General features: G+C 73.6%; 13 protein-coding genes. 6 read left to right on the top strand and 7 right to left on the bottom strand.

Annotated elements, in window-relative coordinates:
- Nucleotides 1–1,382, top strand: a 1,382-nt coding sequence (locus ACSNOH_RS16370) for an alpha/beta hydrolase (RefSeq protein WP_436722066.1), incomplete at its 5' end; no start/stop codon positions are given.
- A gap of 28 nt (nucleotides 1,383–1,410) precedes the next feature.
- On the opposite strand, the gene ACSNOH_RS16365 is transcribed toward ACSNOH_RS16370, so the two are convergent.
- The 7 genes from ACSNOH_RS16365 to ACSNOH_RS16335 form a co-directional block, all read right to left on the bottom strand.
- Nucleotides 1,411–1,629 (bottom strand): hypothetical protein, encoded by a 219-nt coding sequence (locus ACSNOH_RS16365; protein WP_106678233.1) that lies wholly within the window; start codon nucleotides 1,627–1,629, stop codon nucleotides 1,411–1,413.
- 92 nt (nucleotides 1,630–1,721) lie between these two features.
- Nucleotides 1,722–3,302, bottom strand: a complete 1,581-nt coding sequence (locus ACSNOH_RS16360) for an acyl-CoA mutase large subunit family protein (protein WP_436722065.1) — start codon at nucleotides 3,300–3,302, stop codon at nucleotides 1,722–1,724.
- A gap of 208 nt (nucleotides 3,303–3,510) precedes the next feature.
- On the bottom strand, nucleotides 3,511–5,010 hold the full coding sequence (locus ACSNOH_RS16355; protein WP_436722064.1) for a hypothetical protein: 1,500 nt from the start codon (nucleotides 5,008–5,010) through the stop codon (nucleotides 3,511–3,513).
- Nucleotides 5,010–5,735, bottom strand: a complete 726-nt coding sequence (locus ACSNOH_RS16350) for an RNA polymerase sigma factor (RefSeq protein ID WP_436722063.1) — start codon at nucleotides 5,733–5,735, stop codon at nucleotides 5,010–5,012. The genes ACSNOH_RS16355 and ACSNOH_RS16350 overlap by 1 nt, the downstream gene beginning before the upstream one ends.
- A 34-nt stretch (nucleotides 5,736–5,769) precedes the next feature.
- Entirely contained in the window at nucleotides 5,770–6,744 is a 975-nt protein-coding gene (locus ACSNOH_RS16345) for a DUF4328 domain-containing protein (protein ID WP_436722062.1), read from the bottom strand.
- A gap of 418 nt (nucleotides 6,745–7,162) precedes the next feature.
- The gene (locus tag ACSNOH_RS16340) at nucleotides 7,163–9,235 is read right to left on the bottom strand and encodes a glycosyltransferase (protein WP_436722061.1); all 2,073 of its coding nucleotides are present in this window, start codon (nucleotides 9,233–9,235) and stop codon (nucleotides 7,163–7,165) included.
- A 307-nt stretch (nucleotides 9,236–9,542) separates the two neighbouring features.
- A complete protein-coding gene (locus tag ACSNOH_RS16335) occupies nucleotides 9,543–11,186 on the bottom strand; it encodes a beta-N-acetylhexosaminidase (protein WP_436722060.1) in 1,644 nt (547 codons plus the stop codon).
- A gap of 245 nt (nucleotides 11,187–11,431) precedes the next feature.
- On the opposite strand from ACSNOH_RS16335, the gene ACSNOH_RS16330 reads away from it, so the two are divergent.
- From ACSNOH_RS16330 to ACSNOH_RS16310, 5 genes are all read left to right on the top strand, one after another.
- A complete protein-coding gene (locus ACSNOH_RS16330; RefSeq protein WP_436722068.1) occupies nucleotides 11,432–11,992 on the top strand; it encodes a 2-oxo-4-hydroxy-4-carboxy-5-ureidoimidazoline decarboxylase in 561 nt (186 codons plus the stop codon).
- A 287-nt stretch (nucleotides 11,993–12,279) separates the two neighbouring features.
- A complete protein-coding gene (gene sdhC / locus ACSNOH_RS16325; protein ID WP_436722059.1) occupies nucleotides 12,280–12,660 on the top strand; it encodes a succinate dehydrogenase, cytochrome b556 subunit in 381 nt (126 codons plus the stop codon).
- 8 nt (nucleotides 12,661–12,668) lie between these two features.
- Complete coding sequence (locus ACSNOH_RS16320; protein WP_436722058.1) at nucleotides 12,669–13,145, top strand: succinate dehydrogenase hydrophobic membrane anchor subunit; 477 nt, start codon at nucleotides 12,669–12,671, stop codon at nucleotides 13,143–13,145.
- Nucleotides 13,146–13,165: 20 nt separating this feature from the next.
- On the top strand, nucleotides 13,166–14,920 hold the full coding sequence (gene sdhA / locus ACSNOH_RS16315) for a succinate dehydrogenase flavoprotein subunit (RefSeq protein WP_436722057.1): 1,755 nt from the start codon (nucleotides 13,166–13,168) through the stop codon (nucleotides 14,918–14,920).
- Nucleotides 14,920–15,678: a succinate dehydrogenase iron-sulfur subunit gene (locus tag ACSNOH_RS16310; protein WP_436722056.1), complete on the top strand. Its 759-nt coding sequence runs from the start codon at nucleotides 14,920–14,922 to the stop codon at nucleotides 15,676–15,678. The genes sdhA and ACSNOH_RS16310 overlap by 1 nt, the downstream gene beginning before the upstream one ends.
- Nucleotides 15,679–15,729: the final 51 nt, after the last annotated feature.

Raw genomic sequence — 15,729 nt, 5'->3', positions numbered from 1 at the left:
CCGCCGAAGGCAGCGCCCCCGGCTCCGAGTGCGCCACCCTCCCCGTCCCCCTCGACTACCGCGAACCCGGCGGCCCCACCGTCGGCATCGCCGTCTCCCGCCTCCGCTCGGACCGGCCGCACGCCCGCCGCGGTTCGCTGCTGCTGATACCGGGCGGGCCGGGAGGCTCGGGCGTGGCCGACGTCGCCCGGAAGGGCGCGGAGGTGCGCAAGGCCACCAACGGCGCCTACGACATCGTGGCGCTCGACCCGCGGGGCGTGGGCGGCAGCACGGCCGCCGACTGCGGACTCTCCGAGGACGACCGGCAGTTCCTCCACTTCCGCGCCTGGCCGGCCCCGGACGGCGACATTTCGGAGGGGATCGCCCGCTCCCGGCGCATCGCCGAAGCCTGCGCCCGTAACGGCGGCGCCGTCCTGCGCAGTGTGACCACGCGCAACGAGGCCCGGGACATCGACAGCTTCCGCAAGGCCCTGGGCGAGCGGAAGCTGTCCGCCGTCGGCGTTTCGTACGGGACGTACGTGGGCGCCGTCTACGCCCAGATGTTCCCCGAGCGCACCGACCGCTGGGTGCTCGACAGCAGCACCGACCCCGACCCGGCCCGCGTCGCACACGGCTGGCTGAACAACATGGCGGGCGGCGCCGACGACGCCTTCCCCGACTTCGCCCGCTGGGCGGCCGACCCGGCCCGCGGCAAGGACCGGCTCGCCGCACGCCCCGAGGACGTCCACCCCCTGTTCCTGGCCCTCGCCGCCGAGCTGGACCGCAAGCCCCGCACGTTCAAGGACACCGGCCACGCCCTCACCGGGAACGTGCTGCGGCAGGTGATGCAGATGAGCCTGTACGGCAAGGAGCGCTACCCGGTCGTCGCCGGACTGATCCGGGCCGCCCGCAGCGGCGGCGACGGCCCGGTCACCGAGCCCGACCCGTTCCCCGAGCCGCTCTCGCAGCGCGAGGCGGCCGTCTTCGCCGGCACCGTCTGCAACGACGTGGCCTGGCCGCGCGACCCCGCCTCGTACCAGCGGGACGTCGCCGTGGACCGCGTCCGCCATCCGCTCACCGGGGGCATGCCGGCGACCATCACCCCGTGTGCGTTCTGGAAGGACGAGCCCGCCGAGAAGACCACCCGCATCACGTCCCGGGGTCCGTCGAACATCCTGATGGTGCAGAACCTGCGCGACCCGTCGACGCCCCACCGCGGCGCCCTGAAGATGCGCGAGGCCCTCGGCGACCGCGCCCGCCTGGTCTCCGTGGACGCCGGCGGCCACGGCGTGTGGCTCGACAGCGGCAACGCCTGCAGCGACCGTGCCGTCAGCGACTTCCTCGTCACCGGTAAGCGGCCGACCGAGGACACGGTCTGCCGCGCTCAGGGCTCCGGCTCCTAGAACATCCGGAACATCAGAGCTCCGGCTCCTAGAACAGCTGCTGCTGGCCGTCCATCGGCGGCTCCTCCGGGTCGAACAGCCGCGGCTCCGTGGCCAGCAGCGGCGCCGAGCGGCGCGAGCCCGGGCAGGAGACCAGCTCGTACGAGAAGGCGGGGCGGCGGCCCGGCGGGTCGTGGCGGGCGTAGCGGCCGCCGACGACGGCGATCTCGCGAGTGCATACGGGGCAGGCGCGGCGGGGAGCGGACATACCCTCCAGTGTCTCCTACGGAGCGCGGTGGCCGGTCACAAGCACGGTGGCCGGTCAAAAGCACGGTGGCTGGTCACAAGCACGGTGGCCGGTCAGAAGACATCGGCCGGGACGTGCGTCCCCCACACCTCCCGCAGCGCCCCGCACACCTCCCCCACCGTCGCCCGCGCCCGCAGCGCGTCCTTCATCGGGGGCAGGACGTTGTCCGTGCCCGCCGCCGCCTTGCGGAGCGCCGCGAGCGCCGCGTCCACCGCGCGGCCGTCCCGCTCCGCCCGCAGCCGGGCGAGCCGCTCCCGCTGCCGGGCCTCGATGGCCGGGTCGACGCGCAGCGGTTCGTACGGCTCCTCCTCGTCGAGCCGGAAGCGGTTGACGCCGACGACGACGCGTTCGCCGCTGTCGGTCTCCTGGGCGATGCGGTACGCGTTGCGCTCGATCTCGGCCTTCTGGAATCCCTGTTCGATGGCGGCGACGGCTCCGCCGCGGTCCTCGACCCGGCGCATGAGGTCCACGGCCGCCGCCTCGGTCGCGTCGGTCAGGGACTCGACGGCGTACGAGCCGGCGAAGGGGTCCACCGTGGCCGTCACGTCCGTCTCGTGGGCGAGGACCTGCTGGGTGCGCAGCGCGAGCCGGGCCGCCTTGTCCGTCGGCAGGGCGATGGCCTCGTCGAAGGAGTTGGTGTGCAGGGACTGGGTGCCGCCGAGGACGGCCGCGAGGCCCTGGACGGCGACGCGCACCAGGTTCACCTCCGGCTGCTGGGCGGTGAGCTGGACGCCGGCCGTCTGCGTGTGGAAGCGCAGCATCTGCGACTTCGGGTCGCGGGCGCCGAACTCCTCCTTCATCACCCGCGCCCAGATCCGCCGGGCCGCCCGGAACTTGGCGACCTCCTCCAGCAGCGTCGTGCGCGAGACGAAGAAGAAGGACAGGCGCGGGGCGAAGGCGTCGACGTCCATCCCGGCGGCCACGGCCGTGCGGACGTACTCGATGCCGTTGGCGAGGGTGAAGGCGATCTCCTGCGCGGGCGAGGCCCCGGCCTCGGCCATGTGGTAGCCGGAGATCGAGATCATGTTCCACCGGGGGAGCTCGGCGCCGCAGTACGCGAAGGTGTCGGCGACCAGCCGCAGCGAGGGCTTCGGCGGGAAGATGTACGTGCCGCGGGCGATGTACTCCTTGAGGACGTCGTTCTGGACCGTGCCGGTGAGGCGGTCCGCGGGGACGCCCTGCTCCTCGCCGACGAGCTGGTACATCAGCAGCAGGAGCGCGGCGGGGGCGTTGATGGTCATCGACGTGGAGACCTCGCCGAGCGGGATGCCGCCGAAGAGCACGCGCACGTCCTCGACGGAGTCGACGGCGACGCCCACCTTGCCGACCTCGCCGCTCGCGACGTCCGCGTCGGAGTCGTGGCCCATCTGCGTGGGCAGGTCGAAGGCGACGGACAGGCCGGTGGTGCCGTGGGCGATGAGCTGCCGGTAGCGGGCGTTGGACTCGGCGGCGGTGCCGAAGCCCGCGTACTGGCGCATGGTCCAGGGCCGGCCGGTGTACATCGTGGGATACACGCCCCGCGTGAAGGGGTACGCGCCGGGCGCGCCGAGCCGCTCGGCGGGATCCCAGCCGGCGAGGGCCTCGGGGCCGTAGACGGGCTCGATGGGCAGGCCTGATTCGGTCGACCGGGTCATGGGATGCGACGCCTCCCGCTCTCCGCTGCGGAGTCCTCGGTTGTTTCCGGTATATCCGGTGCCCCGGACTCTAGCGGCGGGGCGGGGAGAAGAGAGGGGGGCGCGGGCAGAGCCGGGGGAAGAGCCCCGCCCGCGCCGATGCGCAGGAGCCGACGGTATGGGGGGAACTCCGGCTCGTGCGCAGCCGATGACCAGTCGGCTTCACCTACTACAGCGCCGTGGGCCCCGAAAACGTCACACCGGGGGCCGGAACGCCGGAACCCGTACTGCTCCGGACGGGCGGCACAAGGCGGAACACACCGCTCGAACCGTCGTTCCCGTCGTCGTCGCCGGTCCGGCCGGTGCCGGTCCGGCCGCCGGTCAGGCCCCCGGCGGGGCTGCCGGTCGTGCCGGAGCGCGCGCCGTCGTCCGCCTTGACCAGGCGCTCGCAGAAGGCGCGCAGGTCGACGGCGCTGCCGATGCCGGCGGCGCGCTCCAGCGTGCGGACGTCGTCCTCGTCGACGGTGTTGCCGCGGTGCTGCTGGGCGTCCAGGTAGTCGCGGCACATGCGCACGGCCCAGGCCGTGCCGGGCTTGATGCCGTTGCCGGAGCCGCTGTCGCCCTTGTCGCCGTCCTTGTCCTTGCCGGGGCGCGGGGAGGCGGACGGGGAGCCCGGGGCCTCGTTCCTGTCGCCCGGGCCGCGGCTGCGGCCGGCGCCCGGCGAGGACGCGGAGCCGTCCGGGGTGCCGCTGCCGCTCGGGCCGCCGTCCCGCCCGCGGGAGGGTGACGCGCCGGACGGGCGGCGGCCGTCCGGGGAGGTCTCCCCGGCGGGTTCGTCGCCGAAGGCGGACACGCTGGGCGCGGCGGCGGGCGCCCCGCCCGCCCGTCCGAAGGGCGCGGGCAGCACGCCGGCGCCGGCGGCCACCGCGACCCCGCCGATCGCACAGCCCGCGAGGGCCATGGCGAGCGCGGCCTTGAGGGGCTGCCGGCGGGGGAAGAGCCGGTGGGAGAAGTGCCGGCGGCGCGGGGCGGCGGGGGCGCCGAGCCGTACGGAAGGCTCGGGCGCTGCGGGAGCGCCGATTCGTACGGAGGGCTCGGCCGCGGCGGAAGCCGTAGCCACGGCCGCGGCGGCCTTCGCCTCCCGGAACGCGGCCAGCGCGGCCTCCTCGCCCGGCAGCGGCACACCGTCCTCGGCCGGCGCCGGCACGAGCTCCCGGAGCACGGCGACGAGCCGCTCGGCCTCAGCGGGGACGGAATCGCCGCCCGGCGCGGAGCCGGTGACGGAGCCGTCTTCGCAGACGGCACCGCGCGCGGCGTCGCCGCCCTCCGGCACCGGGCCGGTGACAGACCCGTCCCCGGAAACGGCAGCGCCGGGCACGACGTCGCCGCCCCGCACCGCTTCGGTCCCCGCCGCGGCAGCACCGGCCGGAGAAGCGCCCGCCCCGGCAGAGCCGGTCCCGCGCTTCCGGGCAGCGCCGCCCGCGGCACCCGTACCCGTGGTTCCGGATTCAGTCGCTCCGGACCCTTCGGCCCGGTCCGCGCCGGGCCCCGCAGGGTTGTCTACGGAGCCGCCCGCGGCCCTGGCCGGACGGTCAGCGGCCACAGGGCCGTCACTCGTTCCGGTGCCCGCACCGGAACGCCCGGCGGCGGGCGAGCCGTTCAGCAAGCGCTCCACGGCGTCCTCGTCCAGCCAGTCGTCCAGCCAGTCGTACCGGTGGTCGTCCGCCATCACATGTCCTTCTGCGTCCGAGCACGCATTTGCGTCACACCGGCAGAAGCGTTCGCTCCGGGGTGGTTCCCGGGGCGCACCCGCCGCTGCTGGGGGACGGCGTCGGTGACCCGCTTCCCCTCCGGCACGGATCCGTTCGCCCCCACGGTCCCGGTCGCCGCGTCGACCCCGGCGGTTCCCGCCGTCACCATTTCGGCCAGCCGGCGCAGCCCGCGGTGGGCGGCGGTGCGCACCGCGCCCGGGCGCTTGCCGAGCACCCCGGCCGCGCTCTTCGCGTCGAGGCCGACGACGACGCGCAGCACGACGGCCTCGGCCTGGTCCTGCGGGAGCTGGGCTATCAGCGCGAGGGTGTTGCCGGTGCCGACGGCCTCCAGGGCCTCGACCGCCGTGTCGGCGTCGGCGGGGCGGCCCGCGAGCTCGCTCTCGTCGCCGCCGATGGCCGGGCGCCGGCCGCGCATGCGTATGTGGTCCAGCGCGCGGTTGCGCGCGATGCGCGCGGCCCAGCCGCGGAAGCGGTCGGCGTCGCCGCTGAACCGGCCGAGGTCGCGGGCTATCTGCAGCCACGCCTCGGAGGCCACGTCCTCCGCGTCGGCGTCGCCGACGAGCGTCCGCACGTAACCGAGCAGGCGGGGCTGCACGGAGCGGTAGACCGTACGGAATGCCGTCTCGTCCCCACCCTGGGCCGCGTTCACCGCGGCCGTCAGCTCGGCGTCGTCCCCCTGCACGCCCTCATCCTGCACCACTCGGAGATTCCGTGGCTCAGTAGCCCGCCGGCCCGCTGCCGTAAGGATTCTGCGGCGGGTGGGGCCAGCCGGCCGCCGGGCCGCCGGGCTGCTGCCCGGGCCCATACCCGGGCGCGCCGTACGGCACACCGGCGGGCACGGGTCCGCCGGGCGCGCCGGCCGGGCCCGCCATCGCGCGCTGCTCCTGCATGCCGCCGAGCTGGCGGACGACGAGGAGGGCCAGGACGCCGGCCACGGCCATCAGCAGCGTGCCGAAGGACGCGACGTTGACCGAGTTCTGCAGCGCCTCGACGTCCTCGCGCCAGGTCGAGCCGTCGTAGCCCTTGGTGGCGATCCGGGCGCTGGCGCCGGCGCTCAGCGCCGAGGAGACGACCTTGCAGACGCCGGCGGCGATCCACAGGGTCCACCAGGAGTTCAGCAGGCCCTTGGGGGCGCGGGCGCCGGGCAGGGCGCTCGCCTTGTAGATGTCGTTGGCGATCTGCTTGGGGAACCAGAGGTTGACGACCGGCGTGAACCACGCGCCCGCCGCCCAGCCGATGCCGAAGCGGTGGCTGCCGGGGGCGAAGAACTCGGCGTTGATGCGGGCCCGGCGGAACCAGACGGCCCACAGCGTGGCCGTGGCGGCCGTGGAGAGAAAGGCGAGCACCGTGGTCACGGTGGCGGTGGCCTGCGCGTCCTCCAGGTCGCTCTCGGTGGTGCCGGTCACACCGTTGTCCAGCATGTCCTGCAGCGCCATGCGCGTCTGGGTGCCGGACCAGAAGACGGCCAGCATGACCGCGACGCTCACGCCGAGCGCGATCATCAGCGCGATCCGCAGGCCGCGGCGCAGGTCGACGCCGCCGACGGGCATGGGGGCGCCGGGCATCGCGGGGGCGTACGGGTAGGCCGGCGCGGGCGGCGCCATGGCGGCCTGCTGCTGGTAAGCGCCGCAGGCGGCGCAGCGGCCGTCCGGGCCGACGGCGGCGGCGCGGCAGTTACCGCACGGATACATAGGTGAGAACCCCCTGGGAGCGGCCGGCTGCCCGGTTGTCCGGACTGCCCCGGCCACTGGGACCAACAAGCGAGAGATGCGCACCGGCAGCGGCGCGGACCCGCACGTTACGGGCAGTGACCCGGCTTCGTCCAGAAAGGGCCGGCGCGCCCCCCGCGCGGAGCCCGCCCGGAGGCCGGTCTGACAGTGTGACGAATTAAAGGCTTGCGGCGCTGTAAGGGGTGTGGGCCCCACCAGGGTCCGCACCGGGCGGCGGTCGGTGCCTCTCCTGTGGGGGGTGGCGGCACCGGCCGCCTCCGGCCCGGCGCTCCACGAGGTGCGCGCCGGGCCGTTCTCACGCGCCCGGCCCCGCCTGTCTCACGCGCCCGGCCCTGCCTGTCTCACGCGCCGGTCCCCCTGTCTCACGCGCCGGCTGCGCCTACGCGTCCTCTCCCGCCACGTCCTTCACCGTGATCGTCAGGTCGTTGGTGACCGTGAAGTACGGGCGCAGCCGCACGTCGCCGCGGACGGCGCCCGGGAAGGTGTCGATGCCCTTGCGGTCGGCGAAGTCGCCGGCGATCCGGCCGACGCGCACGAGCGCCGCGCCCGCCCTCGGGCGCACGTACAGGTCCCACAGGTCCTGCTCTTCGTCCGGCTTCTGCCGCCGCTGCATCGGCTCGTAGGGCAGGGTCCCCGAGCCGTCCGCCAGCGGTGCGCGGACGTCGCCGGCCGAGCCGTCGCCGTGGCGCAGCCGCGCGATCAGCTCGCCGCCCTCGCCCAGCTCCGTGCCGTACGCCCGGACGGTGACGCGGACGCCGTCGTCGCCGACGACGACCTCGGCGGCCTCGGCGTGCTGGGGGCGCAGCCAGCTGCGGACGGCGAGGAAGCCGTCGCTCGTCTCGTACGGGACGGCGGCCGCGACGCCGGCCGCGGTCTGCGCGAGGTCCAGGCCCAGCAGGCCCTTCTGCTCGACGAGGGCGGCGCTCAGGCGGCGGCGCGACTTGTCGCCGGAGCGTTCGGCGTAGGTGTCCCAGCGGCCCTCGGGGAGGGTGTGCGCGGCGCGGTCGAGGCGGGCTTCGACCCAGGTGCCGGGCTCGCGGCGGGCGGGGAGCGGCACGCGCACGGCCTCCTTGCCCTTGCTGCCGCGGTGCCGCAGCAGCAGGTGGGTGTCGGCGGCGGTCAGCTCGTCGGCGCGCAGGCGGACGACCAGGGAACCGTCGGCGGCGACGGCGCAGCGCGCGGCGGGGTGGGCGACCGCCGCGGGAGCGGGGGCGGGCGCCGCGGCCTGCTTCTTGCGGCCGCCGCCGAACAGGCCGCCGAACAGGCCCTTCTTCTTCTCGGCGACGGTCGTGGAGCCGGGGCGCAGCTCCTCGAACAGCTCCTCGTAGCGGGCGGCGATGCGGGAGGGCTCGTAGCGGCCGGCGGTCTCGCGGGCGGCCGCGCCGAGGCGGGCGCGCAGCGCGGCGTCCCCGGTGATCTTCAGCAGGGCGTCGGCGTAGGCGTCGACGGCATCCGAGTCGTCGAGAGGCACGAGCACGCCGTCGGTGCCGTCGGTGAGGATCTCCCGCGGGCCGTACGGGCAGTCGGTCGCGACGACCGGCAGGCCCGCGTGCATGGCCTCGACGATCGTCATGCCGAAGGACTCGGCGTCGGAGGCGACGGCGGCGACGGCGCCCTTGGACCACTCGGTCTCGATGGGCGAGCGGGCGCCCATGAGCGTGACCCGCTCGTACAGGCCGAGCTCCTCGATCTGCTTGCGCAGCTTGGCCTTGGCGGGTCCGCGGCCGTAGATCCGCAGGTGCCACTCGGGGCGCTCGGCGGCGACCTTGGCGAAGGCGGCGACGAGCCGGTCGTAGCGCTTGACGGCGACGAGGCGGCCCGCGGAGACGATCAGGTGCGAGGTGCCGTCGGAGGGCTCCGCGGCGGGGGCGGGCACGGCGTTGGGGATGGAGAGGATGCGCGCGCGGGCGCCGGGGAGGGCTTCCCGGTAGTGCCCGGCGTCGGCCTCGGAGACGGTCGTGAAGGCGTCCAGGGCGGAGATCGCCGGGTCCATCACCGCGTGCAGCTCGGGGACGTGGGCCTCGTGCGTGAGGTGCTCCTGGCCCAGGCGCAGGTAGCGGTCCGAGCCGTACGCGGCGAGGTAGCCGATGAGCTTGGGGCGGGTGGCGATGACGACGTCGGCGTCGGTGGCGGCGAGGTGCTCGCGCACGCGCTCGTCGGTGAGGGCGGTCGCGGCCATGCGGCCGTTGTCGATGCGCTCGTCCCGGAAGATCGCGCTGGGCTGCTGGTTGAGGGGCGCGCCGTACTCGTCGGCCTCGTGGCCCTCGCGCAGGTCGACCAGGGGGGTCAGGCGCACGCGCGGGTCGATGGCCAGCTCGGGTTCGTCCACGGGCCGGTTGACGCTGATGATCCGCACCTCGTGCCGGTCCGCGAGGGCGGCGGCGAGGTTGACGGTGGAGCGGATGGTGCCGCCGATGCCGTACGCGTTGTGCAGCAGGAATTCGATCTTCATCGGGCCCTCGTTCGGATGCGCGTGCCTTCTCCCCGGAGGTTAGGCCCTCCGGGTCGGCGTCTGCACGCGCCGTCCGGCGCGGGGTGGGTCCGGCACCGCCGGAAGCGGCCGTGGGGGCTGATCGCCATCGCGGCGGATGCGAGGATGCGGGGCGTCCTCGGCCTGGCGCCGGCTCCCGGCCGTGCCGTACGGGCCGAGGCCGGCTCGGCACCGCCGGGTGCCGCCGTTGTGGCTGATCGCCGTCGCGGCGGGTTCAAGGATGCGGAGCATCCTTGACCTGGCCCGCAGGAACCCGTACGCCCGCCGCCTACCGCACCGTCGCGTCCAGGGACGCGAAGTCCTTCCACGGGAGCGTCGGCCGGCGGGCGTCCCACAGCCGCTGGGCCGTCGCCGCGAGCGGCAGCCGGATGCCGGAGGCGACCTGCTGCGGCGTCTGCGCGCCGGCCCGGTCGCACCAGACGGCGAGCCGGCCGCCCGTCACCCGGTCCGGCCCGGCGGGCGCGGGCACCGCCGTCGTGCCGCGCAGCACGGCCGGCGACCACTGCTCGTAGATGCGCTGCCCGGTCGGGTAGCGGAACTGGTTGGGCTCGCCGAGGACGTAATAGAGGTACTCGTCGTTGAGGTTGACGAGCGTGCGTCCCTCGTTCAGGTATTCCTGCGGGGCGCGGGCGCCGATCTCCTTGCCCGTCCAGTACTCGGCCTCGATGTCCTTGCGCACGGTGACGACGCCGCCGCGGAAGAAGCCGTCGTTCCAGGCCTTGGCCTTCTTGCCGAGGGTGCGCACGAAGGCGGCGCGGTCGTTGAGCCAGGCGGTGGCCAGGTCCTGGACGCGGGCGCGCGGCCCGTGCCTCTCCTTGGCGCGGGCGGCCAGGCGCGGGTAGGAGGCCTCGGGGTTCTTGGCCATCAGGGCGCGGTACTCGTCGGCGCCGAGGTGGAAGTACGGCCCGGGGAAGAGCGGGGCGTACTCGCGCAGCAGGTCGTCGACGATGCGGGCGGCGTCGGGGTTGGCGATGTCGATCGCGCCGCGGGCGGCCGTGCCGGCGGCGTCGCGCAGCTGCAGCGTGGGGTGGGCGGCGATGACGGCGCCGAGGTGGCCGGGCGAGTCGATCTCCGGGATGACGGTGATGTGCAGGGACTCGGCGAGGGCCACGATGCGGCGGACCTCGGCCTTGGTCAGGTGCTGCTTGGAGACGATCTCGGGGTGGGAGTCGCTCTCGATGCGGAAGCCCTGGTCGTCGGAGAAGTGCAGGGCGAGCTGGTTGAGCTTGAGGGCGGCCAGCTCGCGCAGCCGGGCCTCGATCCAGTCGGCGGTGAAGTGCTTGCGGGCGATGTCGAGGTGGAGGCCGCGCTGGGCGCGGTCGGGTGCGTCGCGGACGACCCCTTCGGGGAGCCCGCCGCCGGAGCGCACGGCCTGCAGGAGGGTGCGCGTGCCGTAGAACACGCCGGGCTCGCCGGCCGAGGCGACCCGCACCGTGCCGCCGCGGGTGGTCAGCTCGTAGCCCTCGGCCGCGAGCGGGCCGGTGCCCGGGCCGCCGGGGCGCAAGGTGAGCTCGACGTCGCCGGAGCGGGCGGGGCCCGCCGCCGCGTACTGCAGGTGCAGCTCGCCGGCGAGGCGGCGGCCCTCGTCGGCGAGCGGGCCGGAGGCGATCACGCGGGCGCCGTCGGCGGGCCGCCAGCCGGGGCCGGGGGCGGCCTCGGCGGAGCGGACGGCGGGGATGGCGCGGGGGATGCCGGCGGGGACGGGGGCCTGCGCGGCGGACTGCCGGGCGGGCGAGGAGCCGGCCGGTGACGGCGAGGCGGAGGAGGCGCGGGGGGAGCGCGAGTCGTCCTGGGCCGGCCGGCCGCCGCCCTCGCGGGGGCAGCCCATCAGCGTCATGGTGACGAGGAGGACGCCGGCGCAGACGGTGCCGCGGACGGCCGACGCACGGGTCATCCTGGCGCGCAGTCCCATGGAGCAAGCCTCCTCTTACGAGACCTTTCGGCCCGATGAGGCCTTTCAGGCCACTTGCCCCAAAACTAGTGGCTTTTGTCCACAAAGAGACCGCCGATGTCCACCGCGCGCCCGAAACCGTCCCCGTCCGAATGAAATTCATGCATCGATCGGACGGTGTCCGATAAGCATCGCTACGGTGGCGGCCCCATTCGACCCGGCTCCACCCGCCGGGGATCCGGAAACCCGGAGATCGGGGGCTCGCGCTGTCCCACGCCGAACGCCACGGCCTCGACCGGCTCAACTCCGCCGCCCCGGGCGCCGCCGAAGCCGCGCTCCTCGCCTGCTGCGCCAGCCGCCGCTGGGCCCGCCGCCTGGCCGCCCTGCGCCCCTACCCCGACCTGCGCACCCTGCTGCGCACGGCGGAGCACGCCGCCCGCGAGCTGACCCCCGCCGACCTGGCCGAAGCGCTCGCGGACGAGACGATCCCCCGGCACCTGTTCACCGGCCCGGGCCGCGCCGCCGCCCCGGGCACCGCGGGCCCCTCCGCCGCCACCGAGGCGGCCTGCCGCGCGCTGCGCCGGGCCCACGCCGCCTATGAGCACAGATTCGGCCACGTCTTCGTGCTGTGCCTGGACGGCTGCCGCCCGGAGGAGGCCCTGGACCGCTCCCTGGCCGCCCTGCGCACCCGCCTGGCCGCCTCCCCCTCCGAGGAGGCCGCCACCGCCGCCGCCGAGCTCGCCCGGCTGGCCCGCGGCCGGCTCGCCCGGCTCGCGCCGGACACCCCGCCGGTGCGGCCGCGCCCCGTCCGGCCCTGCGGGACCTGAGGGGACCCGACGGGGCCCGGAAGGTGCCCCGAGCACCCCGCCGCTGGGGTACATAACACCCATTCAGTCGAACGTCGCAGGTCAGATAAGGGACACCCCAGCCCCCGGAAGCAACCCGTCCGGCCCTTGACCGGCGCGCACATGCCTGTTTGATCACACCTGCGGACCCCGGGACGCCGAACCGACAAGGCGTCGCTACGATGGCCAGGGCCGGTGGACCGTACCCGGCCGGGCCCGACCGACAGAGAAGCCGGCAGGCCCTGATCCCCGCTCCCGGAGGGTTTTCCGTGCCGGCTGGAACGCTGTACCGCGGCCGGGAAGGCATGTGGTCCTGGGTGGCTCATCGAGTCACCGGCGTCCTCATTTTCTTCTTCCTGTTCGTGCACGTCCTGGACACCGCTCTCGTCCGCGTCTCCCCCGAGGCGTACGACGACGTCGTCGCGACGTACAAGACGCCCGTCGTGAATCTGATGGAGTACGGCCTCGTCGCCGCCATCCTCTTCCACGCGCTCAACGGCCTCCGCATCATCGCGGTGGACTTCTGGTCCAAGGGCCCGCGGCACCAGAAGCAGATGCTGTGGTGGGTCGTCGGCATCTGGGTCGTGCTGATGGGCGGCGCCTTCTACCCCGTGCTCCAGCACACGCTGCGCACGCTGTTCGGGAGCTGAGTCGCGAAATGTCTGCTGAAACCACCCCTGCCACCGCCGCCGCGTCCGACGTCTCCCTCTACGACGTCGACAACCCGGCCCCGGTCATCGAGGCGCCCCGCAAGCGCACCAAGAAGACCCCGAAGACCACCCGCACCAACTTCGAGCTGTACGGCTGGCTGTTCATGCGGCTGTCCGGCATCGTGCTGGTCGTCCTGGTCCTCGGCCACCTGCTGATCCAGCTCGTCCTCGACGGCGGCGTCACCAAGATCGGCTTCGCCTTCGTGGCCGGCCGCTGGGCCTCGCCCTTCTGGCAGGCCTGGGACCTGGTCATGCTCTGGCTGGCGATGCTCCACGGCGCCAACGGTCTGCGCACGGTCATCAACGACTACGCGGAGCGGCCCACGACCCGCTTCTGGCTGAAGAACCTGCTGTACGCGGCCACGGTGTTCACCGTCCTGCTGGGCACGCTGGTGATCTTCACCTTCGACCCGAACATCCGCTAGAGCCCGGGGCTGACGACACCATGAAGATCCACAAGTACGACACCGTCATCGTCGGCGCCGGCGGCGCCGGCATGCGCGCCGCCATCGAGGCGACGAAGCGCAGCCGCACCGCCGTCCTGACCAAGCTCTACCCCACGCGCTCCCACACCGGCGCCGCCCAGGGCGGCATGGCCGCCGCCCTCGCGAACGTCGAGGAGGACAACTGGGAGTGGCACACCTTCGACACGATCAAGGGCGGTGACTACCTGGTCGACCAGGACGCCGCCGAGATCCTGGCGAAGGAGGCCATCGACGCGGTCCTCGACCTCGAGAAGATGGGCCTGCCGTTCAACCGCACCCCGGACGGCACCATCGACCAGCGCCGCTTCGGCGGCCACAGCCGCAACCACGGCGAGGCCCCGGTCCGCCGCGCGTGCTACGCCGCGGACCGCACCGGCCACATGATCCTCCAGACGCTGTACCAGAACTGCGTCAAGGAGGGCGTGGAGTTCTTCAACGAGTTCTACGTCCTGGACCAGCTGATCACCGAGGTCGACGGCGTCAAGAAGTCCGCCGGCGTCGTCGCGTACGAGCTGGCCACCGGCGAGATCCACGTCTTCCAGGCGAAGGCGGTCATCTACGCCTCCGGCGGCACCGGCAAGTTCTTCAAGGTGACGTCGAACGCCCACACGCTCACGGGCGACGGCCAGGCGGCCTGCTTCCGCCGCGGCCTGCCGCTGGAGGACATGGAGTTCTTCCAGTTCCACCCGACGGGCATCTGGCGCATGGGCATCCTGCTGACGGAGGGCGCCCGCGGTGAGGGCGGCATCCTCCGCAACAAGGACGGCGAGCGCTTCATGGAGAAGTACGCGCCGGTCATGAAGGACCTCGCGTCCCGCGACGTCGTCTCGCGCTCCATCTACACGGAGATCCGCGAGGGCCGCGGCTGCGGTCCCGAGGGCGACCACGTCTACCTCGACCTCACCCACCTGCCGCCGGAGCAGCTGGACGCCAAGCTGCCGGACATCACCGAGTTCGCGCGCACCTACCTCGGCATCGAGCCCTACACGGACCCGATCCCGATCCAGCCCACCGCGCACTACGCCATGGGCGGCATCCCGACCAACGTCGAGGGCGAGGTGCTGGCCGACAACGACACCGTCGTCCCCGGCCTCTACGCCGCCGGCGAGGTCGCCTGCGTGTCCGTGCACGGCGCCAACCGCCTGGGCACCAACTCGCTGCTCGACATCAACGTCTTCGGCCGCCGCGCGGGCATCGCCGCCGCGGAGTACTCCGCGAAGGCCGACTACGTCGAGCTGCCGGAGAACCCGGCGCAGTTCGTGGCCGAGCAGGTCGAGCGGCTGCGCAACTCCACCGGCAACGAGCGGGTCGCCGAGCTCCGCAAGGAGCTGCAGGAGACCATGGACGCCAACGTCATGGTCTTCCGCACCGAGCAGACCATCAAGACGGCCGTCGAGAAGATCGCCGAGCTGCGCGAGCGCTACAAGAACGTGTCCGTCCAGGACAAGGGCAAGCGCTTCAACACCGACCTGCTGGAAGCCATCGAGCTGGGCAACCTGCTCGACCTGGCCGAGGTGATGGCCGTGTCCGCGCTGGCGCGCAAGGAGTCCCGCGGTGGTCACTACCGCGAGGACTTCCCCAACCGCGACGACGTCAACTTCATGCGCCACACCATGGCGTACCGCGAGGTCGACGGGGACGGCAAGGACTCGATCCGCCTCGACTACAAGCCGGTCGTCCAGACCCGCTACCAGCCGATGGAGCGTAAGTACTGATGAGCACCGCGACTCTCGAGAAGGCCGGGGCCGACTCGGCGGCCTCGCCCTACATCACGGTCACGTTCCGGATCCGCCGGTTCAACCCGGAGATCTCGGACGAGGCCACGTGGCAGGACTTCGAGATCGAGATCGACCCCAAGGAGCGGGTCCTCGACGGCCTCCACAAGATCAAGTGGGATGTCGACGGCACGCTGACGTTCCGCCGCTCCTGCGCGCACGGCATCTGCGGCTCCGACGCGATGCGGATCAACGGCAAGAACCGCCTCGCGTGCAAGACGCTGATCAAGGACATCAACCCGGCCAAGCCGATCACGATCGAGCCCATCAAGGGCCTGACGGTCCTCAAGGACCTCGTGGTCGACATGGAGCCGTTCTTCCAGGCGTACCGCGACGTCATGCCCTTCCTGATCACCAAGGGCAACGAGCCGACGCGCGAGCGCCTGCAGTCCGCCGAGGACCGCGAGCGCTTCGACGACACCACCAAGTGCATCCTGTGCGCCGCGTGCACCTCCTCGTGCCCGGTGTTCTGGAACGACGGCCAGTACTTCGGCCCGGCGGCGATCGTCAACGCCCACCGCTTCATCTTCGACTCGCGCGACGAGGCCGGCGAGCAGCGGCTGGAGATCCTCAACGACAAGGACGGCGTGTGGCGCTGCCGCACGACGTTCAACTGCACGGACGCCTGCCCGCGTGGCATCGAGGTCACCAAGGCGATCCAGGAGGTGAAGCGGGCGCTGATCACGCGCCGCTTCTGACCTCCGGTCCGGTTCGCACGGCGTGGGCCCCGTCCTCCCTCCGGGGAGGGC

The sequence above is a fragment of the Streptomyces sp. URMC 127 genome, assembly GCF_051386535.1.
Lineage (GTDB): Bacteria > Actinomycetota > Actinomycetes > Streptomycetales > Streptomycetaceae > Streptomyces.
The sequence above is the reverse complement of the archived record's forward strand: the minus strand, read 5'-3'. Positions and strand labels throughout refer to the sequence as shown.

Bases quoted from the DNA above. Each gene is read 5' to 3' on its own strand.
- ACSNOH_RS16345 (WP_436722062.1), bottom strand. From the start codon at position 6,744: ATGTATCCGTGCGGTAACTGCCGCGCCGCCGCCGTCGGCCCGGACGGC.
- ACSNOH_RS16310 (WP_436722056.1), top strand. From the start codon at position 14,920: ATGAGCACCGCGACTCTCGAGAAGGCCGGGGCCGACTCGGCGGCCTCG.
- ACSNOH_RS16320 (WP_436722058.1), top strand. From the start codon at position 12,669: ATGTCTGCTGAAACCACCCCTGCCACCGCCGCCGCGTCCGACGTCTCC.
- ACSNOH_RS16365 (WP_106678233.1), bottom strand. From the start codon at position 1,629: ATGTCCGCTCCCCGCCGCGCCTGCCCCGTATGCACTCGCGAGATCGCC.
- ACSNOH_RS16340 (WP_436722061.1), bottom strand. From the start codon at position 9,235: ATGAAGATCGAATTCCTGCTGCACAACGCGTACGGCATCGGCGGCACC.
- ACSNOH_RS16335 (WP_436722060.1), bottom strand. From the start codon at position 11,186: ATGGGACTGCGCGCCAGGATGACCCGTGCGTCGGCCGTCCGCGGCACC.
- sdhA (WP_436722057.1), top strand. From the start codon at position 13,166: ATGAAGATCCACAAGTACGACACCGTCATCGTCGGCGCCGGCGGCGCC.
- ACSNOH_RS16360 (WP_436722065.1), bottom strand. From the start codon at position 3,302: ATGACCCGGTCGACCGAATCAGGCCTGCCCATCGAGCCCGTCTACGGC.
- ACSNOH_RS16355 (WP_436722064.1), bottom strand. From the start codon at position 5,010: ATGGCGGACGACCACCGGTACGACTGGCTGGACGACTGGCTGGACGAG.